This is a genomic window from Salinisphaera sp. T5B8, assembly GCF_040361255.1.
Taxonomy (GTDB): domain Bacteria; phylum Pseudomonadota; class Gammaproteobacteria; order Nevskiales; family Salinisphaeraceae; genus Salinisphaera.
In genome coordinates, this window is sequence record NZ_APNG01000035.1 from 1 (window position 1) to 22,664 (window position 22,664).

General features: G+C 59.4%; 17 protein-coding genes. 2 read left to right on the forward strand and 15 right to left on the reverse strand.

Going from position 1 to position 22,664, the window contains the following annotated elements:
- Window positions 1-103: 103 nt before the first annotated feature.
- From T5B8_RS19130 to T5B8_RS19150, 5 genes are all read right to left on the reverse strand, one after another.
- On the reverse strand, window positions 104-1,225 hold the full coding sequence (locus tag T5B8_RS19130) for an endonuclease/exonuclease/phosphatase family protein (RefSeq protein ID WP_353180909.1): 1,122 nt from the start codon (window positions 1,223-1,225) through the stop codon (window positions 104-106).
- A 92-nt stretch (window positions 1,226-1,317) separates the two neighbouring features.
- A complete protein-coding gene (locus T5B8_RS19135; RefSeq protein ID WP_353180910.1) occupies window positions 1,318-1,713 on the reverse strand; it encodes a hypothetical protein in 396 nt (131 codons plus the stop codon).
- An 82-nt stretch (window positions 1,714-1,795) separates the two neighbouring features.
- Window positions 1,796-2,089: a hypothetical protein gene (locus T5B8_RS19140; RefSeq protein WP_353180911.1), complete on the reverse strand. Its 294-nt coding sequence runs from the start codon at window positions 2,087-2,089 to the stop codon at window positions 1,796-1,798.
- An 85-nt stretch (window positions 2,090-2,174) separates the two neighbouring features.
- On the reverse strand, window positions 2,175-2,738 hold the full coding sequence (locus T5B8_RS19145) for a hypothetical protein (protein WP_353180912.1): 564 nt from the start codon (window positions 2,736-2,738) through the stop codon (window positions 2,175-2,177).
- A gap of 74 nt (window positions 2,739-2,812) precedes the next feature.
- Window positions 2,813-3,247, reverse strand: coding sequence for a hypothetical protein (locus T5B8_RS19150; RefSeq protein ID WP_353160348.1), 435 nt, complete (start codon window positions 3,245-3,247; stop codon window positions 2,813-2,815).
- Between the two features lie 302 nt (window positions 3,248-3,549).
- Here T5B8_RS19150 and T5B8_RS19155 point away from each other — a divergent pair, with 302 nt between their 5' ends.
- Together T5B8_RS19155 and T5B8_RS19160 are read left to right on the forward strand one after the other, a co-directional pair.
- The gene (locus tag T5B8_RS19155) at window positions 3,550-4,173 is read left to right on the forward strand and encodes a hypothetical protein (RefSeq protein ID WP_353180913.1); all 624 of its coding nucleotides are present in this window, start codon (window positions 3,550-3,552) and stop codon (window positions 4,171-4,173) included.
- Between the two features lie 132 nt (window positions 4,174-4,305).
- Complete coding sequence (locus tag T5B8_RS19160; RefSeq protein WP_353180914.1) at window positions 4,306-5,214, forward strand: hypothetical protein; 909 nt, start codon at window positions 4,306-4,308, stop codon at window positions 5,212-5,214.
- Window positions 5,215-5,274: 60 nt separating this feature from the next.
- On the opposite strand, the gene T5B8_RS19165 is transcribed toward T5B8_RS19160, so the two are convergent.
- The 10 genes from T5B8_RS19165 to T5B8_RS19210 form a co-directional block, all read right to left on the reverse strand.
- A complete protein-coding gene (locus T5B8_RS19165; RefSeq protein WP_353180915.1) occupies window positions 5,275-5,958 on the reverse strand; it encodes an SOS response-associated peptidase in 684 nt (227 codons plus the stop codon).
- 92 nt (window positions 5,959-6,050) lie between these two features.
- Window positions 6,051-8,972 carry a conjugal transfer mating pair stabilization protein TraN gene (gene traN, locus T5B8_RS19170; protein WP_353180916.1) on the reverse strand — a complete coding sequence of 974 codons (2,922 nt, stop codon included), beginning with the start codon at window positions 8,970-8,972 and terminating at the stop codon, window positions 6,051-6,053.
- Between the two features lie 3 nt (window positions 8,973-8,975).
- A complete protein-coding gene (locus T5B8_RS19175; RefSeq protein ID WP_353160541.1) occupies window positions 8,976-9,959 on the reverse strand; it encodes a TraU family protein in 984 nt (327 codons plus the stop codon).
- 56 nt (window positions 9,960-10,015) lie between these two features.
- Window positions 10,016-10,741 carry an EAL domain-containing protein gene (locus T5B8_RS19180; RefSeq protein WP_353160362.1) on the reverse strand — a complete coding sequence of 242 codons (726 nt, stop codon included), beginning with the start codon at window positions 10,739-10,741 and terminating at the stop codon, window positions 10,016-10,018.
- On the reverse strand, window positions 10,738-11,967 hold the full coding sequence (locus tag T5B8_RS19185; RefSeq protein WP_353160365.1) for a TrbC family F-type conjugative pilus assembly protein: 1,230 nt from the start codon (window positions 11,965-11,967) through the stop codon (window positions 10,738-10,740). Before T5B8_RS19185 ends, T5B8_RS19180 begins: the two co-directional genes overlap by 4 nt.
- Window positions 11,948-12,535 carry a signal peptidase I gene (gene lepB, locus T5B8_RS19190; protein ID WP_353160368.1) on the reverse strand — a complete coding sequence of 196 codons (588 nt, stop codon included), beginning with the start codon at window positions 12,533-12,535 and terminating at the stop codon, window positions 11,948-11,950. The genes T5B8_RS19185 and lepB overlap by 20 nt, the downstream gene beginning before the upstream one ends.
- Window positions 12,528-12,833 carry a hypothetical protein gene (locus tag T5B8_RS19195; RefSeq protein WP_353160371.1) on the reverse strand — a complete coding sequence of 102 codons (306 nt, stop codon included), beginning with the start codon at window positions 12,831-12,833 and terminating at the stop codon, window positions 12,528-12,530. Before T5B8_RS19195 ends, lepB begins: the two co-directional genes overlap by 8 nt.
- Window positions 12,826-15,222: a type IV secretion system protein TraC gene (gene traC, locus T5B8_RS19200; protein ID WP_353160373.1), complete on the reverse strand. Its 2,397-nt coding sequence runs from the start codon at window positions 15,220-15,222 to the stop codon at window positions 12,826-12,828. The genes T5B8_RS19195 and traC overlap by 8 nt, the downstream gene beginning before the upstream one ends.
- Window positions 15,219-15,944 carry a thioredoxin domain-containing protein gene (locus T5B8_RS19205; RefSeq protein WP_353180917.1) on the reverse strand — a complete coding sequence of 242 codons (726 nt, stop codon included), beginning with the start codon at window positions 15,942-15,944 and terminating at the stop codon, window positions 15,219-15,221. Before T5B8_RS19205 ends, traC begins: the two co-directional genes overlap by 4 nt.
- Window positions 15,945-16,338: 394 nt before the next feature.
- A complete protein-coding gene (locus tag T5B8_RS19210) occupies window positions 16,339-22,536 on the reverse strand; it encodes an Ig-like domain-containing protein (RefSeq protein ID WP_353180918.1) in 6,198 nt (2,065 codons plus the stop codon).
- Window positions 22,537-22,664: the final 128 nt, after the last annotated feature.

The window sequence follows — 22,664 nt, forward strand, 5'->3', positions numbered from 1 at the left end:
AATATCCGTTAACCTTTTCTCAATCGTCCGCGGAAACGGGGTAGAACCCGTGCGGCTTGCCTATAGATCGCAGCCACAGCGGGCGCCAGTCGGCCCGGCCGTTCTATCGCAGTGGGCAGACTTCGCCCTGGGCCTGAATATCGGCGACACGCGCCGGCCCTAGCCCGCGTATACGTTGAAGATCCGCGACCGATACCCAAGGCCGACCCTCGATCACTGCTTGAGCCCGTGCTGCACCGATATGCACGAGTGATGCGAGCTGTTCGGCACCGGCCCTATTCAGATCGACGCAGGCGGCTTCGGCGGGCGCGCTGCTCGAACGCTTCACCGCGGCTGGCGCTGTCGAAAGATGCCCGCCGTCGAGCGTCATATACACGGGTGCGTGATCCGACACAGTTGCACGCGCCTGTTCATGCGTGATGTTCAGCCAGCTGGGGAAATCGGCTATGCCGCCGTCGGTGATGTTCAACTGGCCTGGGCGAACCCAGATGTTGTCGTAGAGATTCGCGAAGCGGTTGTCGTGAGAAGACAGTGTGGTGGCACCGCGGGTAATCAATGCTTGCGCATCGCGACCCAGTGCGCGCCATGCCGATTCGTCGGGCGCCATATTGAAATCGCCGGCAAGTACGGCAGGCGCGTCGAAGCTCTGTTCAAGCCATTGCCAGTAATCGGCGAGCGCGCGTATTTCGGGTGTGCGGTCGGCCTTGCCGTCGCCGTAGAGAATATGAACGCTGGCGTAAACGAATTGCTGGCCGTCGTCCCGATCGGCAAACAGTGCCGAGAATGGCTCGCGCGCGAACACGTCGCCGGGATCGAGATAAACGACCGCCCCACCCTCGAACGACACCTCAGCGTCACGCCAGATGAACGCATAGGCTTCCTTGTACGAGCCGCGCCCGATCGTGTCACTGGCGATGCTGCTCCACTCCTCGTTCGTAACAGACTCCAAGCGTCGCTCAAGGCGCTTGACCGCCTGCGGCTTCATGACCTCTTGGAGCGCGATGAGATCGAACCGTCTGAGTACGGTCGCTACAGCTTCCTCATTCTTGCCGTTGTTCCATCCCAAGTGCTTCACGTTCCAACTGGCGACTTCGATGCTTGCCTGAGCTGTGCCCGCTAGGAAAACCAGCACACAGAAAAACGACACCTTTACCCGACTGCGCATGTTCACTATCTCCCTTGGATCAGGGGCCACTATAGGTGGCCATGTGGGCAGCGCAAGCAACGGAAGACTCTTGTTTTTCCTTCTTTATCGACAAAAAAAGCGGGCCGAAGCCCGCTCGTTATCTAATCGACGTCATCCGATCCGCATGAGCCTCAGAGCTGACACTCGAGCGCGAGCCAATAGGCTGCATCGATGTCGTTCGCGCTGACCGGCTCGCCGGTTTCGCTGGAGCGCCGATAGGCCTCGACCAGCTGCTCGACCACGGCACGCGCGGTTGCATCTTTTTCCATCGCCCGAACGCTGGAATGCGGCAATGGATAGTCGTTGTCGCCCAGTTCTTCGCTCAGCGTGAACTCCAACGCGCGAGGCGTAACCTCGCACTGGGCAAACTCTTCTTGTAGCAGCATGCACTCGGCCGACTCATCCCAGTGCTTACCGTTGTCGAACATCATCTTGGCTTTCGCCAGCGCCTCTTCGGCGCTGCTGGCCTCGATTCCGACTTTGACTTGTTTCATCTGCTGAACGCTATAACCGATAACGAATTTCATCGTGATCTCCTGGCTGACAGAAAACTGCCAGAGCCACCCCGGTCGGGAGTGGCCCTGACCGGGGTGGGTAGAGGAGCGTGGTTCAGGCCGGCACGGGGGCAGGCTTGAACGAAACGCGGATATTGCGAGCCGGCGCACTTTCGATGCAGTCGAAGGCACTCAGGCTCATCTCGGGGCTATCGGTCGTCACATGGATCATGTGCTGTCCGGGTACGACACGGGCCTGGGGTGACTTCTCGCCGATGACCGTCTCGAATCGACGGGCATCTGCCGAGGTATGAAACTCCAGGGTGGTCTCGATCGAGTCGCCTTTTTCTGCAAGCTCGATGATGAGCTCGCGGTACAGGCCGTTGATCAGGCTTTGGGGGTTTTTCATGGCTATTTCCTTGTTGAATTAGCCGAATACCCCGACCCATCCGGGTGAGATACCCGGCTGGGTTTTGCTTGTCAGTTACGAACGGCTAGTGGCAGCCGCAGAGGTTCTTGAGTGTCGTGTGAGCAATCGCGATAGCATCGTCAGCCTGCTCGAATGCGACCATGGTGAAGTGGCTCTCGTCCGAATCGGACTCGATGCCACATAACCGGGCCTCACCCAGAACGACGCCTTCTCGGCTGGCCGTGACGACGACATCGACGTAGTGCCAGTCATCACCGTACGAGCGCGCTCGACGGTAGTTCTCATGGCGGTAGTCAGGATCCGAGGATACGAACCAGGTCATAATCCGCGGGTCATTGCTGTGATGGATCGCGTGCGGCGCCCAGGCATCTTGAAAGGTGCCAAGGAAATCACGCCCAACCAGCTCCCAGCCCAGCTCGTCCAACTCCTTACGAGCTGTCAGAGTGAAACCGGCTTCTTCCCACATTGCGAACTCGTTGTAGCGAGCATCGGTCTGCCATTCGAAGCCCGTGGATTGGACTCGTCGAGCAAGATCGATCTCGGCCTGAGCACAGGCCCAGGCATGCTTCGCCGTCATAAAGGAATACGTCTGCCGCAGTGAGCGGTAGATGTTGGCTTTGGACTGCATAGGTACTCCTGCTGAAAAAGCCGGAGCACCCCACCCGCCGGGTGAAATACCCCGGCCGGGATGGCACCTGAAGATCAGGCGTTGAGTAGAGCGGCGAGCTTGCCGCAGGGCTTTCCCGGTTCCTCGAGATACTCTGCGAGGAGGGCACGGGCACGGTTCAGGTCTTGCACTGTTGCGTGTTCACTGCGCTCGACCAATCGGGCAAAGGACACGCGGAGCTCGTCCGGATCGGCGCCCAATGACTTCGCACATACGTCGAAGGCAAAAGGGTGCAGATTGCGGGACGTAATCCATCGCCAGGCGTCGCGCCGGATCGAATCCAGACGGCGACCGCCGACACCGATAATGCAGCCGAGGGCGTCCTTGAGGATGCTTTCGCGCAGCGTATCGATGTCGATGTCAGACCACTCAGGGTCCGAGGCAGGCTCGGGATCATCCGAGAAAAAGAACGTCAGCAGCAGCTGACCCATTTCCTCGAGCTTCTGGTGTGAGACTTGGGCATTTGCCATGGCACATCTCCAGAACGAAGACGCACCTCCCCCGTCCGGGAGGTGCATAGAGACCTCCGGGACGGCGGGGTTGTTGCTGTTTTTATTGCTCGACCAGCTATCGAGACCCGGCTTTACACGCGGGCAGCGTGTCGTCCGAAAAGGACGAGAGGGAGATTCGATACTAGACCGGCGAACGGAATCGCGGTGTCTGAAAAACGCCGATTTTGGCTACTTTGCGCCCCAGTTTTGGGGATAGGCGTTGCTAACTTTGACGCTGCCGAAATCCTGATCGGCACATCCAACACCAAGCGAGAACAGCCATGGCCACGAAATACTCGAACCCGGTCCTAGAACAACCTCTCACCCTGCAAACCGAATACGCACAGCGCGTGTTCGATCGCAGCTTCGCCCGCACCGCACGCTCGCTTCACGCGATCGACGTGATCCTTCGCATCATCGGCGAGGACGAGGAAGTCGATGAAGTCGAAAAGGTGATCGACGACATGATCGTCAACTGGAAAACCGACATCGAAGCCGAAAAGGCTCGGCTGACCGAGATCGGGCGCGCCGGCGGCGTCGAGCGCGGCGTGGTCTACACGTCGCCGATGGATACCAGCATCCAGGTGTCCTCGCCGCAGGTCAGCCGCCTGCTCGATGTCATGCGCCTGTACGACGCGCTGGTGGCCGTGATCGACGGCCTTTGGATTCACGGGCAGCTGGAAAACAAGAATCGGCGCCAGCTGATCTTCGACTGGCAGCGTCGTACCCTGCGCCTGGGCAATCGTATTGTCGATCTCGAACAGCGCGCGCACCGTGCCGCCAAAGCCAAGGGCAAGGAAGAAGAAGTCGCGGCTTCAATTCCGAAGGGTGATGCCGATGAAACATCCAGTACGGCCGACGTGCTGCCCGAACACGAGGAGAAAGCCGACGCGGTACCGGCTTAATTACCCGCCACTGGATAAAGGCGCCTCGCTTGGCGGCAGGCGCCTTTTTTGTGTCGTGACTCCCCACGCGACTTGCAGAATCAGCCGCTGCATCTAGCATTACCCATATACCCACCCAAGGAACCTAGACCGATGATCTCTCGTCATTTGTTCGCCTTCACGGCACTCGCGGCCGTAGCCGTTCTGTCGGGCTGTGCAGCCGCGCCGCCGACCATGCACAAGACCGACCCCAGCCACTCGAAGGCGTGGAACCTGACGCGCGCGGCGGGCTACGAACATCTCAAGGACGTGGAGCACGAGAAGGTCGAACAGCACCTCGACTCGGGGGGCGCGAGCGTTGGCGGCACGCTCGCAGCGGGCGGCCTGGGCTTTTTGAGCAACCCGAACGGGCTGTCGCTGGGCGCGAACGTGGGCATGAACATGCTCACGAATGTGCTTCTGGGCAGCGACACCCCGAAGGACGCCTATACCCGTGTAGTGGCTTGGATTCCGAAAAGCGAGGCTGCAACAGCGGATGACGCGACAGTCCAGGTCAATGAGCGTGTGCTTGGTGTCATGCGCGATCGACTAGCCGCTATGGAGATGCCGGCGCCGTACCACTGGGGCGAAGTCAAGCAGTTCGACGCTTTCAACTACGGATATGAACACGCCCTCTACGCTGCGATCAGGGGCGGCGAGTGTGAGCAGGAGGGGTTCTTGTGCGAAGTGCGCGTTGTGTCCCGTCCAATCGGTAAGTCAAACGAGGCAGTGAATGCGATCGCCCCCGAGTCGATCGGTGGCTTTCCTTCATGGCGTGTTCACGTCGGCGTCGGATTCTACTTCGAGGAAGCTGACGATATGAGCAGTCGGGCCGAGATCCCTTTGCTGCGGGCATACCACAGCATGAGCGAGTCGCTTCCGACTAATTACTTCATCTATGTCGCGCCAAGCAGCACACCGTTTCAGAAGAACGCAACCGAGTTCGCTCTTTTTCCAGCACCCTTGGTGCTTCACGAAGGGCAAGCGTTGTACTTCATTGAGCCTGCGTCTACGGAGAGCTGACACGTCCCTCGCCGCGACAACTCCGCCAGAATCGAGCCCTGCCACTTGAGCAGGGCTTTTTTATATCGGCTCTATGAGCGATGGTTCGTCATTGCCCGGTTTGTTCACGCGCGTTGAGATCGGCCAACTTTCGTAGGTACTGATCACCCCATCCTCAAGAATGCCCTGTAGGTGCTCGACCGACGAATCGGCAGGCGCGTTGACCCAGGCCAACGCCGCCTCGTTCGTCAGCGCCAAAGGCTGCCGATCGTGGATATGGGCGATGGCGTCATGCGGCTTTCCGGTAAGGATCGTGAAGGTCACCGCATCTGCGAGCTTGTGCTCAGGGGGCAGTCCTTTCGCCTGCGTCCACATACCGGCGAAGAAGAAGGGGGCGCCGTCCTCAGGTCGGATCAGCCAAGGCTGTTTGCCTGCATCGCCCTTCTGCCACTCGATCCAGTAGTCGGCCGCACACAATAGCCGTCGCTTTCGGAATGCATTCGCGAACGGCTGCTTCTCCGCTGCCGTTTCGCTACGCGCATTGATAGGCGAGAACTTATCGTCTTTTGCCCCGCTCGGGATCAAGCCCCACCAGGCCGACCCCATCTTGAGCGTATTATCGCGCGGCGTGCGCAGTGCGCAGGCCCGCATACTGCCGGGTGGCAGGTTGAAGCCTGGCGCGTCAGTCACGTCATTAGGCGAACTCGCTTCGATCAGCTTGGCAAAGTGGGCTGCCGAGGTCGTTCGGCCGTAGCGTCCACACATGGCATTACCCGCGCGCCGCAGGTTGTCTTTGAGTTAGATCGCTAATCTAACACCTTGGATGATGTTCGCTCGGTCGCTATCGAACAGCACATCTATTGGCACGCGTCGCCTACGCCATTGCGGTCACCATCGGCCTGGCTCGGGTTATAGGTGAACGTGCAGTTGTCGGTCGCGTTCGGCACGCCATCTTCATCCCAATCGGCTTTCGCGCCACCGTCATTACTTGTCAGTGGGCTATCGGTCGCGTTTGATGGCGCCATTCCGGCCACGATGTCATCGGCCGCCTCAAAGCGCTTGTCCGTGACGCCCAAGCCGTCGATCCGTTCGTTGGTACGTGTCACAACGTCCGGTCGATCGCCCACGTTGAGCGCCGATCCCAGACCTGTCATCGCTTCAGGATTGAGATTATCCGCGTTTGGCCAGTGGCCATTCGCGCTGAGAATGCCGAGCCATTCATCGAGATTGACGCGCTCCCAGTCGATCTCGTTGAGTTGATTCGTGGTCAAAGGCCGGCAGTCGGGATCTTCCTCATCGCCCCAGCCGATACCGAGCTGACCTCGCGCCTGTTCTTGAATAATCCTCGAGAGCGGCGAATTAAAGCAGCAATAACTCTGTCGTTTCTCGACACACACGCCCAGTACTTTGCTCGCGCAGTACGAACCTGTGTAGTGGCAGCTCTTAAGCTCGCGCTTTGCGCCCAGCTCGAACTCTTCAGGTTCGCAAGCCCAGATAATCTGGATCAGAAGCTTGGTCATGGAATAGATCGTGTAGGCAAGCATTACGCCGCCGAGTAGATTACCTGCCACACCGCCGAGTTGAAGCTGTCCGCCTGCATTGACTTGCCCTGTAGCGGCGTCCACCGCCGGCCCTGCACCAGCCTTACCCGCCGAAACGAACAGCGCATTGGCCGCTTGTGGCCCAAACGCGTCTGCCGTCCATTGAACCGTTTTTTCCATGAACTTCTGCTTGAAGCCCGCGATCACGCCTTTCTTTCCGATCTCGGTAGTCGCTGCCTGAGTCGAGCCTGTCAGTGAATCCCAAGCGCTGGAGAAGCCGCCTTTCACGCTATCCCACGCGGACGTAACATGATTCCAGCCAGTCTGATATGGCGTGCGAAGCGTCTCCCAGGCGCCGGCGACCGCCCCCTGCCCCGCCATGCTGGTCGTCATCGCCTTATGGGCGTTGAACATGAGGTTCAGATAGTCGCCCATTGACACGTTATCGGGTGTCTCGCAGCAATCGACGTAGCCACCAACGGCCGTTTTGCATTCCATGGATTCGCCCTGGAATATCTTGCAGTCGATGACGCCAGAGGTATCGACTTCGCGGCAGGAAGCATCACCACGTATGGATTCAGCCACCTGGAGCGCTGCCGCGGCACGTGCGAAGTCATTGCTGGTTGAGCTGTTCTCTGTGCCGCATTCCTCGCCTATGCAGCGGATCGGCCCTGCACATTCGTACTTTGTTTCCTTGTTGATCGTGGGTACATCGGCGTCATAGCCGCAGTCCCATGTCTCGTCGTGCACATAACAGTTGCCGGTTTCGCCTTTTGCGCCCTTAACGCATTGCGTGCTCACAAAGCCGCAGTTGGGATCGTCCTCGTACTTCTGGCAGCTGTTGGTCTGGTCGCCCTCGTTGGTCGGACATTGCTCGACGCCTTGGGCGTCCGTCCAACACTCCATTTTGCCTTTGTTGAAGTTGCAGTCAGCGGTGACCTTGTACTCATTGCAGAAGCTGCTGCCGCCCTCGAAAGGCGGCTCGGAAAGCATGTCGGGACAAATTATGTTGCCGTCGATCATCGCGCAGCCGCCCGGCTCCGGGATGATCTCGTCGGTACAGACCACCGTGGCGTTCTCGCAGAACCCGTCGGCGCTGGCGTTGACCGTGTTCGCGCATGAGGCTGGAGTCCACGTATCGCCGGCATCGATCTTTGTCGGATCGTAGAGCAGACGGATCTTGCCGTAGCCCTCACCCTCGCCAGTGACCGATACCCGGATCAGAAAGTCCAGCGGCCCCTTCTTCTTGAAGTGCTCAGTGATATCGAGATTCGGCGATTGGTCCCAGCTGGTATCCAGCTCACATGAGCCGTCGGTCTCGGGCGGGAAGTTTTCGTTCGGGCCTTGCCAGATCTTCTCGCCATTGAGTAGTACCTGCATGTAATCGTCGTACTTCGCGCGCACGAAGGTGGCTGATTCGATCGCCTGCGGGTGCTGGAACAGGAAGTTGTTCTCTGTCTCAAAAACTGTGCATGAGCCGCTCCAATAGTTATCGCCCACCTTGCCGATCCAGATGTCCACGCAGCCGTCGCCACAAGACTGGATGCTGTCGGGCCCGCCAGTCTGGCGTATCAGTGCGGCATTGGCCGGGTCATAGTCGTGGGTGAGCGTACAGTCACCATCCAGCGGTATGCGTTCGCACTGCCGAAGATCCGGCACGTGAGCTGAAAAGCTATCCTCGGTAAAGCTCGTCTCCTGGCTACAGTCGCCGAACTCCTCCGCTATCACGTCAAAGTTTGCATTGACGTGATCGGTCTGAGAGAAGATCGGATCGTTCGTCAGATCAGGGCGCGACAGATTGTGCGTGGTGTCCGAAAGCACACGGTAGGCCACGCCTGTTGTCGAGTTCTCGGTTTCAAGACGAGACTGGGCATCGTAGCCCGCCTGCTTCATCGCCTGGTTGTCGCCATAAAGCGATTCCAGATCCCCGTCGCTTCCCGCTTCAGTGTCTGGATATAGGTCGCTGACATTCAGGCTTTGGCCCACCTCGGGAAACGTCACCCTGCCATCGTGCATTTCCGGCTGGGTGAACTGCTGAAGCTGTGCTGCGCCGAAAGCGCGCCCTTCATCTGCGCCACTGAGGATCACATCTTCGGCATAGGCTGTTGTCACGCTCAGACGCAGTAACAAGCCCACTACGCGAGCATTGATAATGGTCAAGCCCAGCGGCGTCCATAACGTCGCAACGATCAGCGCAAGAGCAATCGCGCGAAAGAAGACAGCATCGCGGTTAAGCATCGGCTAGAACACCATGCAGCAGTCGTTCCAGCGCCACAGCATGTAAACAGCATCTTCGCCCACGCCGGGGATCGATCGGCCCCACCCCCACTTGAGCGTGCTTTCGCCTGTCACATGATCGCTCTCGGCTTCCGCACGCGGGAAAAACATCGACCACTTGTACTGGTCTTTGGGGAACATCGGCTCGATCGTGCTACCGCACAGATTCTCTGAGCCGGACGTCGCGCGTGTCAGGCCGCGGCGGTGTAGCGCCGCAACCGCCTTGGTGGCGAGCAGGTTGGTGTCACTGACCATGCCCGTGCTGGTGTCATGCCCGCTCAACGGATAAAGCGTTCCCCAGGTGCCGGCACACCAGAACATACTTTGCAGCGGACGACCCGCGCTAGCGGCAACCGCATCAGCCGAACACGACGCGACAGCAATCGGATTTGCGATCGCCGCTGCCTCTGGCGAGGTAAAAAACGCCAATTCATCGTTGTTCCAGGTCGGATCGAGTTCAGACAGATACATGAGATCCATTTCGACAAAACCGCCCGCGTTGCAGCGGGTTTCCACGAACAGATCGAGCATCAATAGGATCGGGAAGGCGTAGTAGTGGTAGTGATAGAACGACACATCCGAGTTGTCGTACTCGCCGTCCGCGGCCTTGCCCTTCGCTCGCCCCGTACCGGTTGGCAGGCGCGCGCCGCCCAGCGTTGGGGAACAACCGGGCGTTTTAACAAGCTCCACGATGCGTGCCGGCTCCCACATACTCATCGTCAGGCCCGGCTCATACATGCCGTCAGCCTCGTCGCGGCACGTGCAGAAAATCTTGTCCGTGGCGTTGTCCGGGCGACGGCCGCCGCCGCCGAGCGAAACGCCGGACACGCGAACGGGAAACAAGCAACTCCAGCATATATCGGTCAGCATCTTGCCGGAGATCACAGACGCGTCAGGACAGGCAAATGCGCTGCCGCCGTCATCGTCTACGCGCCCATCAGCGGCCATGGCAGCACAGGCGACTAGCAGTAGCGCCAGCACAGCCGCCTTGCGTACCCAAAGCGTCAGCACGGGGCCATGCCCCATGCGCTTATCTCGATGCTTTGTTCGCCCTCATAGACCGGCTCGCTGAGAAACGGCATGCCGTAGGCAAAGCCCTGATTCCAGTTCGCCGTGATACGATCAATGAGCTGCATGTCAGCAGCGGTTTCCAGTCCCTCGAGCACGGTTTTGATACCGCGCCGGTCGCAATACTCGACCACAGCCTGCGCGATCCGGTCTTTCTCCGGCCGCATGATCGGCCGGTAGTCGATCTTGCAGATGTCCCACTGATGCGCCTTCAGACGCTCGTCCGAGGACGAAGCCGTGCCATAGTCGTCCAGCGCGGCGAGCGCGCCGGCGTTATGCAACGCATCGATGAGCGTGGCGATCTCGGACTCGGGCACATTCATGCGCTCGGAGACTTCCACGATCACGTCGGCGTCATGCACCTGAGCGAGATACTCGACCCACTCGATGAAGCGCCGCCAGTAGCGCTCGCGCACGATCGTCTCCGGGGCGACGTTGATGCTGATGCCGATGCCACGCGGTATCTGGACACGCTTGTGTGACAGCCCTGAGAGGATACACAGATCAATATCTTCCCAGCGTATTGCGCCCGTGCCCATGAAAGCACCAGGCGTGAGAACACGACCGGTACCGGGTTCGATACCGCGTGCGAGCACTTCGTAGGCCACGGGTCGCCCGGTGACTGTATCCATGATCTTTTGAAAGGCCAGATCGATCTTCATTCGCTCACCCTCTTTTCCAGGTGGTATTCACTGATCGCCACATCGCCCCTTTGAGTGGCATGCACAACAGAAGGCGTTGCTCGCACTCGAAAACGGGACAGCACATCCTCTGTAAGCCGATAGAGCGGCTCCCCAAGCTGTGCTTCGAGCGCATTGAAGCCGTCCCACCCCTGTTCGCGGTCGAAGCGGGAGGCCATGAGAATGGTGTTGTCGTAGGTCTGTGCCTGATCGCGCGCGAACACGAGCTCATCGGCGCGTGTCGGATCGAAGATGACCAGCCGGCGCGTGAAGGGCCTAATGTCGAGCGGATTAATCACATCGCCCTTGCGTGCGATATAGCGACCGTCGGGCGTGGTGATGTCTTCGGTGACGCGCACCCTCAGATCGATCAAGCGCTGGCTGTTCTGGGTCGCGGCCGGCAAATCCTCCATCGGCACGTCGTCCCAGTAAGACTTGATGGTTTTCTCGCGTATGTCGGCATAGTCAAGCTGACTCGCACGTTCTCGCATGACCTCGATCAAGTCAGGCTCCGAGGGCACTTCGATCGGGCCACGCACGCCCTGATCGCCCTCCTCGCCGCGTTCGAATTGTCTTTCTAGCCAGCCCACATTCGTCATGCCACTTACGCGAGCCAGTTCGGTATCGCCCTCGGCAATAAGCAGCGTGGGCACATCCTCGATGCCGAAGGTCTGCCAGCGCGCGGGGTTGATGGTGACGGTGGGCACGGGATCAAGCTCGAGCGCACGGAGCATGGTGTGGATCTCGGTCATCGCGGGGCCTAGACGGCTGCCCTCGGGGATGCCTCGGAAAACGGCGACCGTCGAAGTACCAGCAATGCTGCGAAAGATTTCCTCAAGTGCGGCTGCGCCGAGCGAACGCGACACGAAAATATAGGCTTGACGCGTCGGCGCGGCGTCGGGCTGAGGTAGTCGTACGTTCGGATGCGTTTTGCCGTACTCCTCAGCGATCCGTTTGGCGATATCCCGGCTCGTGCCTTCGGTTATCGCCCGCGCGATTTCCCGCATTTCTTCGTTGATCTCGGCCTGGGAGCCGGTCTGGACAGTACGATGATGCTGGCTGGTTTCGGCGGTCTGGCGTGCCGCTTCGCGCATCGCGTTCGTGTCAGACGCGGCAAGCACGCCAGAGGCACCCGCGCAGCCGGCTAATGCCGCTACGACGAGCAGCCGGCGTACTCGCAACCCCGGTTCAGTTACGCGCTTCGGCATAAAGCACCGTGGCCGTGCCGATCAGATCGTCAGCGCGCGCTGTGCCCCAGTAACGTGAATCGAAGCTCGAATCCACGTCACCAAGCAGGAAATACTCACCTTCACGTACGATCAGTTCACGCTCGAACACCGACGGGTGGGCACGCAGCGTGTGCGTAAGCGCCAGGCCCCTAGCCCGCTGTTGGCCATTGATAAATACGCCCTGTACGTTCACGACTACGTGATCGCCGGCCACACCAGCCACGCGCTTGTTCAGCCCAGCCGCACGCATCGTTATGCCTGTACGTTGCCAGAGCTCTTGGGCGCGTCGGTTCATACGCAGCGAGACAATATCGCCGCGTTCGATATCGTGATCTTGCTTGTCGATGAGCATGAGCCGCGGCGCCATACCCTCAGCAGTCAGCACGCTGACTTCGGCCTGCGGGTCGATTCCGATGCTGTAGCGCTGAGCGGCAAAGTGGCCGGCTACATAGAGCGGCACGAGTACAAGAGCCGCTTTGCCGAAGAACAACAGCCAGGGCTGGCGCGGCTGGCGTTCTGTGGCACTCGGCCCAGCCGCGCTACTCATCGCCGCCACCTACCGGCACACGCATATGCTCGGGATAGGCTACGACCGCGCTGCCGTTGATGACCAGAAAGCCGGCGTCGGCGAGTTGTGCCGCCTTGGTATCAAGCTCAAGCATGATGCTGTCCACCTGATCGGCCTCGCCCTTGAGTGCATCTACATAGTTGAGGACCGCGATTGGTGGGCGCAGCCGAAGATCGACGCTCTCCTGATTGTATTGGCTGACGTACCATCCGGAACCAGCGCCGGTGATGGCGGCAAGAATCACACTGGCGAACAGTGTCTTGTTGGAACTAGGCACGGGCGCGCTCCTGCTGAATGGCCTTGATCGCATCGACCACGCCCATGCCTTGGGCCTGCTTGTTGGCGATCGCCTGCACGTCCTTGGGATGGGTCGAATACATGAGCTTGCGGAAGGGATCGACGATCAGGCGTCCGATACCGGCGCCTCGGCTGGTGATGCAGAAAATCTCTGAATAGACCCCGGCGATCGTGTGCACCGACTTGAGGAAGTTGTAGCCGGCATCATTGAGCGACAGACGCTTCTCAGTGCGCAGCGTCTCGATGGCCTCGGGCTTCTGACCTAGGAGGTACATATTCGGCGAGTTCTCGGCGATCGCCCGGCCCACCGGGTTCTCGTAGAGATCGGACACCGACTGGAGAATGACCATCGCCGCCGCGCCGTACTTACGAAACCGGCGGTAGGCGTCGTTGATGAATCCGGCGACGTTGGGGCTGTCGAGCAAATCCCAGGCTTCGTCGATGATCACGATCTTGGGCCGTGACCGGTCACCGTTATAGACCGTCTGCTGGATCTGATAGACGAGTTCGAGCAGGACAACCTGCTGCAAGTGGCGCCGGCCCTTGAGTGCTTCAAGCTCGAGCACCGTAAAGCGGTTGGTGAAGGTCACGTTGTTGTCGCCGACCATGTAGCGGCCGTATTCGCCGGCGCTGGTGAACGGGTACAGCTGGTGGCCCACATCGCGTACACGCTGGTCTTCGCTCAGGATGAGCACCGCGGCGAGATCGTCCACCGTCATGCTCTTGCCTTTCTCGTCCCAGATCCCCTTGAGCACACGTTTAAGCTCGGCAATCTGAAGATCGTTGAGCGGCTGATTCGGCGCCGCCATCGCCACGATCAACCCGATCAGGATGTCCTCCTCATCGGCGTAGTTGTTCACGAGGGGGAACGGATTGATGCAGGGGTCTTTGCCGGCGCTGAATTCGAGCATGTCGCCTTCGTACATCTCGAGCTGCTTCGCGTATGAGCCGCCCACGTCGATCGCCCAGACCTGGCCGCTCATGGAGAGATAGGCCGAGATGATCTCGTTGGTCAGAAACGACTTGCCTGAGCCTGATTGAGCGGCGACCACGGCGTTATAGCTGGCGTCCGAGTCGAACAGGCTCATGTTCATAAGCTGGCCGTTGCGCGAGTAGAGCTGAAAATCAGCCGTACCCGTGCCCTTCCAGTCTCCGAACAGCGGCAGCAACGGAATCGTGTGACGCGTGGCCATCGTTTTGTAGCGATGAAGATCGCGCACGGCCGTGCGGTCGGCGCCGAACGGCAGGCAGTTCAGCAGGCACGGAAGATAGAAATACTTATCCTCGACCAGCTGGAACCCGCCTTCGCTCCAGAAGGTCTTTGCGTTGGACACGGCAGCGTCGGCCGCTGTCTTGTCGGAGGCGAACAGGGTCATGCCGAGATATATGCGCACCGGCCGATCGCCGTCCTGGAACGCTTCGTGTAATGCGTCGAAACCGGCTTTCTTCACAGCGAGCTGCGGCACGAACTTCAACAAAGGGCCGTAGGCCTGGTTGATCGTCCAGTAGCGCTTCTGGTCGAGCTTGCCGCGCATGGACTGGGCATCCGGGAAATACAGCGTGGCCGTGATCAAGCAGTGCTCGCGAATGCCGCGGCTGCCCGACATCAGATCACCCAGATAGGTCGTGGCCAGTCCGAACGATGCCTTGCGAGGGAAACGCTTGATCGAAAGCGTCTTGACGAAGGCATTACCGATGTTCAGGCCATCGCTTTCAGGGGCGATCCCCACGTCGTAATCGGCCACCTGCTCCTTGAGCGGCGCATAATCATCGGCATTGGGCTTGCGTGTCTGCCAGCCCGGATTGTCCGACCAGTTCAGGATCGTTTCCATCAGCTCCAGATAGGAGTTCCGGGTCAAGCGTTGTGTCGGCATCTCGATCGCCTTGAGATTGCGCTCAGTGGCCGACAGCAAGCGCTTGGCCTGATCGATGTCGTTCTCGGAGGGCATATCAGCGCCAATCGGCAGCTTGCACACGATCACAAGCTGGATATCGCGGGCCCGCATCTCGGAGTTTTCGAGCAGCGGCTTGTACGCGCCTTCGGCAGCGAACGTAGAGGCCGATTCGATATAAGACGACAGCAGCGGGTCATTGCGCAGGCCCACACGGCGGGCGCGAAACGCGTGCGTGTGATCGGTCAGGTTTGGCGACGTCCAGAGACAGAACTGCAATAACGTGCCTTTCGGCCAATCGTTGTTCAGCAGGTTGTTGATGCGATCGCTGTCGGAGTGTGTGCCGCCGACTAGTGGCCGGCACACAAAAGCGAATGCCAAGCTCTGATCGTCCAGAAAGAACAGCGAGGAATCCTCGTCATAAGCCACTACGGTGAGCAGGCTTGAGATCCGCTCTTCGTTGTTGTATCGCCTCACGACTCCGCCTCCAGCCAGCCCGACAGGTCTTGCGGCGCGCTATTGCGTATCCGGCCGTCGGGGGCGATCAAAAACGGAAGGGCGTCAACGCCGAACAACTGCGCGGTGATCAGGGTTCGGCGCATCGGATCGAGATCGCAGTCCGGGTCCGGCTTCAGACCGGAATAGTCACCGGTCACCAGGGCCCTTTCGGCGGCATCGTCGGGCGAGCAGCCCAGCGTGCGCACCAAATCAGCGGATTCCTTGGTGGCAACACCGATAAGCAACAGCTTGAAGCGGTACTCATCGCCGATGGCCTGCATCTGCCGAACAAGCGCGGTGCAGGCATCGCAATAGGGATCGATGTAGGCCACCACCTCGGGCTTGCCCGGTGTGCCGACATACAGCGGCTCGAGGCCGTCGATATCGACCTTGAGACGTTCGAGGTCGATCTTGTTGGCCGACTCACGCACGTCAGCGACCGAGCGGACAGCCCGCATCTGCCATGTGTCGTAGACGGTGCCCTTGATCACCCATCGACCGTTCGAGGTCACCGCGATCATCCCGCGATCGGTCGCTATGATCTTCAAGCCCTCAGTGGGCAACGTTGTCATGTCCGTGATGCCGCTCATGTCGAGGGCATTCGCCGGCAGTTCCGCACTTGCGCTGCCGGCAAACAGGCCTACGGCCATTGCCAGCGATGCAGCGACTCGATTCATTGGGGTGCCTACATGCTTGAACATGTGGCAAAGATAGTCAGGCGCAGTGTTTCAGCTCGTGCGGAAAGTAGCGATTTTTAGCGTTTCTCGAAAAAGAGCCCGGCCGTAGCGGCCGGGCAAACGAGGGCGCGGGTAAAGGGAGGTTGGGGACCAACCCGCGGCCCCAGATTAACCGTGCTCACACTTGGAAAAGACGAGCAAAGCGATTGTTTTTGCAGCTTTACCAAAAAAAACCCGGCGCGGGGGTGCGCCGGGTCAAGGGGGTTTTGACAGGCGACGATTGGGGGATAACCGCCGCACAGAAATAGTAGCCAAGCTGGCTTTCACTCAAACCGGGGTAAACGTCGATTTCTAACGTTTCTCCCAAGAAATGACCCGGCTCAAGGCCGGGTCACTCTAGGGCCGGTTCAGGCTGCCGCTATCCGCCCGTCCAGATCGCTTCCGGTGCGCGTGCACCAGCATCATCGATCCCGATCATGCGAACCTGTGGCGGGCCGTCACCGCTATTGCGAACCGTGATCCGGTTGCCACTCAGGCCAACCCGCTCGCCATTGACGTACCACTCGTGGCCAACCACACGGCCGTCATCGTCGTCACACTGCGCGCTTAGACGCCAGTAAGTGTCGCCACCGATACTCTCGATCTCGCAACTGGGCGCCGCGTTCTCGTTGGCTTCGATGGTCAGTTCGCCAATAGCCTGTTCGCCCATCTCCGTTTCGATGGAAACGCTCACGCGATGCTCGCCTGGCTCTGCGATGCTCACCGAACCATAGCGGCCATCGGTGTCGATTTGCTCATCGTTGAGCCGGTAGATATAGCGCTGGATACGATCGCGAGGATGACCGCCGCTGACGTTCGGGCGAACCCGGATATCCATCGGTGCCCTGTTATAGCGATTCGAAGCGCTGTAGCTGATATCGAAGGCGTAGTCCGGCGCCTGTTCGAACCGTAGGGTCTCTTCCACCGTCGAGCTATGACCGCGCGCGTCTTTAATGTAAGCACGCAGGGTGTATTCGCCCGGCTCCGCGACACTGAACACCCGAACCGCGTCTGTGCCTTCCTCGGTGACATTCAAACCACTCGGAATCTCCCATTCGATGACTGGCTCCTCGAGTTCGCGAATTCGCGTGGAAGTCATTGAGCGCAGCCGCGCAACTACATCAGCTGGCGCGTACATCGCCGTGATCCGGTTATGGAACCGGAATTCGGGCCAACTGTATTGCCAGATACGCAGGGTTTGTTCGGCGTCGTCCACAGCGCCTTGATCCTCGTAGCCTTCGATCCACGCGTGGTAGTAGAGCTTGATTCGCTCATTGAGCAGGTCCTCGTGTGTAGGCGTATAGGCCATCTGGGCGCCTTCGATCTTGGAGCCATCCGGCAACGTCCAGCGCCCGCCTATTGTGATGTCCATATTTCGATAAGGCGGACGAACGATTGCTTGGTAGTCGTAGCTCTTTCCGGTCTCGATCAGGCTTCGGCCCGAAATCCGCACATTCGGCCCGCGAGGCTCGCGGAAGGACAACCGAGTGCGGGCGCTATCCCATGCTTCGACGTCATCTGCCGGAGCGCTTTCATATCGCCCGCGGACATTGATCGAAACGCGGGTTTCTTCGTCGCGGGTGATGTCCAGCGTGTCGGTGCCGGACTGCCAGCTCTCGCCGCGGTCCAGCGACCATTCGAAGACCACCTCGCCCTGAGCATCCTCGGCCAGAGCTTTGTAATGCCCCGTGCTACCAATGAACGCATTCTCCGGCCCCTCCACGTCAATCTTGGGCACGAGATAAGCGTTGACCTGGACGGTAGGTGTGCGCAACTTCACACCGCTATTCGCGTTGGTCACGTTCGCGCGCACCCAGTACATCCCTCGCTCGAACACATGCACCATGCGGGTCGCATAGAGCTGCTGCGCGTTCATCGGCTCCCACGTTTCCTTATCGTCGCTCATCTCCCAGACCACATCGCCAAGCGCCGTGTGATCCAGACGGTTATCCAGCTCGAGCGACATCACCGCGGTCAGCGGCGCGAGACCGCTCAGTCGCCGCCCCTCCACCGTGGCCTCGATACCCTTGCCGCGCAGCACTGTGAGATAGAGCGGCCTTGGTGATAGCACTACACGCTCGTATTCCGGTACCGGGCTGATCAGTTCGGCTTGGGCGCTCAACCGGATACGCGGGCTTTCAACGTCATCCAGATCGATGCTGAATGATGTCTCGCCGCTATCGGGCACCGGCACATAGTCGGTCAGCGGGTCGCTATCCAGACCTTCCATCCTCACGATACGAACCCGCCAGCGACCCATGCTCTCAGGGTCGTAGCCCGTGTCTGCGAAGGGGTCATTCATGCGAACCGTGACAGCCAGGGGTTCAGTGTTGAGCACCTCTTCCTCGGCAACCGTGATCTCCGGCGAAATCGACTCCGACGGTACTGCCAGCACCTTGAAGGCCATTTCTGCCTTGGAGGTCGGTAGTTCAGTGTACTGCGCCTTTGCGCTGTACGGCGTCTGGCTCCATAGGCCGCGCGCGTCGGCATTCACACGCCGCTGAGCGATGTTGTAGTCGCCCCAACCACCCGGCGCCACGACCGATTCGTAGACCTCACCCTCACGGGCAAGCGTCAGACGCAGATCGGCGCTGTAGCTTTTGGCCTTGAGATCACCGAGATAGCCACCTTCCATTGATGCGGCGTAAAGACCCTCGGCCACCCGATCCTTGTCGTCCATCGACAGCACAGGCGATGGTGGATCTTTGACCTCGATCGACAGAGTTTGGGCGTTGACCTTGATTTTGGCCCCTTGCGGCGTGAAGACAGAGAGATCCCACGCCAACTGGTTTTCGCCCAACGTATCGAGGATACCGGTCAGGTTCGGTGTGCTGAACCACTCAACCTGGGCTAGACCGCTCGGCATGTTCGTCCATTCCACCAGACAAGTCAGCCGGCCCATCGCGCTACGGCTGATTGCTTCGTCCTCGTTGAGCGTTAGTAGACACTGCTCACCATCGGACTGTCGCAGCGAGAGATTGACACTCTGCACCTGACGATAAACCTCGCTTACGTCCTCACGCGCCTCGAGCGCGAAATCACCCATGACATAGGGCGGTACCACGTCGAGCTTGAAGCGACGCTGCTGCATCAAATACGGGTCACCTGCCTCGTCGAAAATCCAGACGCTGTACTCGATGTCCTGCTCGCCCGTGACCTTGGCAAAGCCACGCAGACCGATGCTATTGGCATAGGGTTCGGCCACACGGGCAGGCTCGAGCCCTTGCGGCAGAACGTCCCACTCGAGATAGCAGACTGGATCGGACAAGACCTCATGCTGGCGCGCCGCGGCCTCGTCGCGCGTCAAGCGGCAACGCGTGGCGCCGTCAGCGACGGCATCGATTATGATCTCCTCGAAGCCCTGCTTTACTTTCCAGGCCGCCGACTGGAGATCAATGTTCGCGCGCCATACCTCGACAGGCGCACTCAGCTCACCAACGCCTGGTGCGTCGATCTTCAAATCAACATAGGCGTTGCCCTCGTCACCCATTGAGCGAGCCGCAACAGGCAAAACGATCTTGCCGCCGGACGCGGTGAAGTCGAATGACTTGGCCACTCGTTTCGTCTGACCGGGCGCCAAAGCCACGCCGTTGACGACAAGCCCGACACCCGAGCCAGGCCGAATGGTGGCTTGAACCGCATGGCCACCAGCGAGAACCGAACCGTCCATGCGAATGAACGGCGCACTCTCGATGGAGGTGAATGCGTGCTTGGCGCCGGGGATAATAGCCACCCCACCGTTGACACCGGCCGCGACCTCACCCGCCGGCGGCGCGTAAGTGAACGTCGCCGATTTGCGAGTCGTGATCCCAACCGCGTCGATACCGACCACATTGATCGTGTAGTCGTTTGCCGACGCCGAGGCGTACAGGAAGGGGCCTGTCACGCGGAAGGTGAACTCATCAACACGGGTCCAGGTCGCGTTGACCGTTTCACCATTGGGCCCGCCCGTAATTGTGGCGGATTGGATATCGACCCCTGGATAATTGTCGGTCACGCTGATCTGGATCACGTTGGTCCGATCGACCGCTGCACCATCGAGTGCTTCGCCTTCGGCCCGGATCAGAATCGCCGGCGGCTCTACGTCGAGAACGAACACGACGCTCTCAGAGGCCTCGTTGCCCACGGCATCGGCGCCAACCACGTTCATCGTGTAGTCGTCACCGCCCATAGTCGGCGTTTGGACGCGGAAGGTCGTGCCATCGACGCGTTCGAGCTCTGCTGTCTCAGATTTTCCGTCGGTACCCGTGAAGGTCGCGGATACGACACGCGTACCAGGGCGATTGTCCTCGACCTTGATCCGAATATCGTCGCCGGGCATCAGGTGCGCGCCGGCCAGTGGCGCACCATCGGTATCAAGCTTTACGTTCGGAACGATTGCATCAACCGTGAAACGCGCGGTGATCCGGGCCGTATTGCCGGCTGCGTCCTTCGCGGCCACCGTGTAGGTGTACTCGTGATCACCGCTGTCCGGGGTCGTCAGCTCATAGGTCGAACTGTCGACTCGATTCCAGCTGACATCCACCGCCTTGCCGCTCGGGCCGGTCAGCCTCACCGATTCAAGACCGGCGCCTGGGCGATCATCACCGAGCTGAACCCGGATCTCGCCCGCAGGCGAGAAGATCGCACCGTCGAGCGGCTCGCCATCGACCTTTATCACCAGGTCCGGCATCGTATCGTCGACTGTGAACGCAGCACTGGCCTGCGAGGTGTTGCCCACCGCGTCCACCCCAGTGACCTTGATCGTGTAGTCGTCGCCTGCCGGCGTGTCGAGCTTGAAGGTCGTGGCATTCACACGCGCCCAGTTCACATCGACCACACGACCGTCTGATGCCGTTACGGTCAGAGATTGGATCGACGTACCGCCACGGTTGTCATCGACGATGACACGAATCTCGCTCTCGGGCCTCAGTAGCGCGCCATCGAGAGATTTCCCATCAGCACGCAGGGTAACGCTCGGGTCGACCGCATCAATCGTGAAGGTGGCACTGACCTGTTCGGTATTGCCTGCGGCGTCGATAGCGTCCACTACGAGCGTGTACCGGGAGTGTTTGCCGTCATCCGGCGTGGCCACCCGGTACGTGGTGCTGTTGAGCCGGGTCCACTGGCTACTCACTAGCTTCCCGCCCGGGCCAGTCAGCTTTGCAGACTGGATCTCGGGGTCTGGACGATCATCGGTCATGAGGATACGGATATCGCCTTCTGGCGAGAAGATCGCACCTTCAAGCGGGTTGCCATCCACTGTGAGTGAAAGACTGGGCTTCGTGCCGTCGATCAAGAACGAGGCGCTGGCCTGGCTCGAATTGCCCACCGCGTCGGCGCCCGTAACGTTGATCGTGTAACCGCCGCCATCGGGCGTATCCAAACGGAACGTCGTGCTGTTGAGCCGCGACCAGTTCGTCGGCACCGCACGGCCTCTCGAATCAGTGACCTCGAGTGACTCAATTGTGGTACCCGAGCGGTTGTCGGCAACCACGACGCGGATATCGTCACTCTGCATTAACAGAGACCCATCAAGCGGCTTACCGTTACCAAGCAAGGTGACGTCGGGTTCGATGCTATCGACCGTGAAAGTCGCATTCACCTGGTCTGTGTTGCCCGCTGCATCGAGGCCAACCACAGAAAGCGTGTAATCGCTTGATTTACCGTCATCCGGCGTTCCGATACTGAACGTCGTGCTGTTGAGCCGGCTCCATTCGGCATTGATCGTCTTGCCGCTCGGGCCAGTGAGCTTCGCCGACTGAATCTTCGCCCCCGCCCGATTGTCAGTCAGCTGAATGCGGATCTCGCCTTCGGGCGAGAACACGGCACCATCCAGTGCCTTACCGTCCACGGTGAGCACTACATCAGGCGCTGCATCGTCCACGGAGAATGCTGCGCTCGACTGCACGGTATTCCCGACAGCATCGACCCCAGTGACACTGATCGTGTAGTCATCCCCGGCGGGGGTTTCGATCTCGAAGGTAGTACCGTCAATACGACGCGGACTCGTGGCCACGAGTTTGCCATCCGAGCCTTTAAGTTTCAGCACGTTAATCGAAGTTCCGGGTCGATTATCAGTGACCTTGATACGTATCACAGCATTACGCATCAACAGTGCACCGTCTAGTGGCTTATTGTTGCCAAGCAACTTTACTTCAGGTTCGATGCCGTCGATGTGAAACGTTGCATTTGCCGTATCGGTGTTGGCAGCGGGATCAAGTGCAACAACACGAAGTGTGTATTCATTATCGCCGCTATTGCCTGGTGTTTGGATGCTGAACGTTTCGTCGTTTACACGGCTCCAACTGACATTATCAGCTATGCCGCTGGGGCCAGTGAGCCATGCGGACTTCAAAACGCCACCAGGTGTGTTGTCGAGCAAATGAATGAGAATCTCGCCAGAGGGCGACATCACGATATTATTCAGGTCAGTACCGTTCCCTCGTAGCACAAGGGTCGGGCCTATGTTGTCGATATCGAACTCTGCGGTAACGACAGTCTCATTACCTGATGCATCAACAGCTACAACGGTAAGAGAGTATCTTTTATTCTCAGCATTTCCTTCGGTCAATAGGCGATAGGTTTCACCATCCACTTGTTCTAGATTTGGAAAGATAGTTTCGCCGTTACCAGCGTGAAGCAAAACAGACTGAACTATCAGCCCTGAGTGATTATTGAACTGGACCCCATAATTCGGACAGAGCACTAAGTGATGATCTGCTC

Excerpts from the sequence above, each read along its gene's own strand:
- T5B8_RS19135 (WP_353180910.1), bottom strand. The coding sequence starts at position 1,713 with ATGAAATTCGTTATCGGTTATAGCGTTCAGCAGATGAAACAAGTCAAA.
- T5B8_RS19140 (WP_353180911.1), bottom strand. The coding sequence starts at position 2,089 with ATGAAAAACCCCCAAAGCCTGATCAACGGCCTGTACCGCGAGCTCATC.
- T5B8_RS19145 (WP_353180912.1), bottom strand. The coding sequence starts at position 2,738 with ATGCAGTCCAAAGCCAACATCTACCGCTCACTGCGGCAGACGTATTCC.
- T5B8_RS19150 (WP_353160348.1), bottom strand. The coding sequence starts at position 3,247 with ATGGCAAATGCCCAAGTCTCACACCAGAAGCTCGAGGAAATGGGTCAG.
- T5B8_RS19155 (WP_353180913.1), top strand. The coding sequence starts at position 3,550 with ATGGCCACGAAATACTCGAACCCGGTCCTAGAACAACCTCTCACCCTG.
- T5B8_RS19160 (WP_353180914.1), top strand. The coding sequence starts at position 4,306 with ATGATCTCTCGTCATTTGTTCGCCTTCACGGCACTCGCGGCCGTAGCC.
- T5B8_RS19165 (WP_353180915.1), bottom strand. The coding sequence starts at position 5,958 with ATGTGTGGACGCTACGGCCGAACGACCTCGGCAGCCCACTTTGCCAAG.
- traN (WP_353180916.1), bottom strand. The coding sequence starts at position 8,972 with ATGCTTAACCGCGATGCTGTCTTCTTTCGCGCGATTGCTCTTGCGCTG.
- T5B8_RS19175 (WP_353160541.1), bottom strand. The coding sequence starts at position 9,959 with ATGGCCGCTGATGGGCGCGTAGACGATGACGGCGGCAGCGCATTTGCC.
- T5B8_RS19180 (WP_353160362.1), bottom strand. The coding sequence starts at position 10,741 with ATGAAGATCGATCTGGCCTTTCAAAAGATCATGGATACAGTCACCGGG.
- T5B8_RS19185 (WP_353160365.1), bottom strand. The coding sequence starts at position 11,967 with ATGCCGAAGCGCGTAACTGAACCGGGGTTGCGAGTACGCCGGCTGCTC.
- lepB (WP_353160368.1), bottom strand. The coding sequence starts at position 12,535 with ATGAGTAGCGCGGCTGGGCCGAGTGCCACAGAACGCCAGCCGCGCCAG.
- T5B8_RS19205 (WP_353180917.1), bottom strand. The coding sequence starts at position 15,944 with ATGTTCAAGCATGTAGGCACCCCAATGAATCGAGTCGCTGCATCGCTG.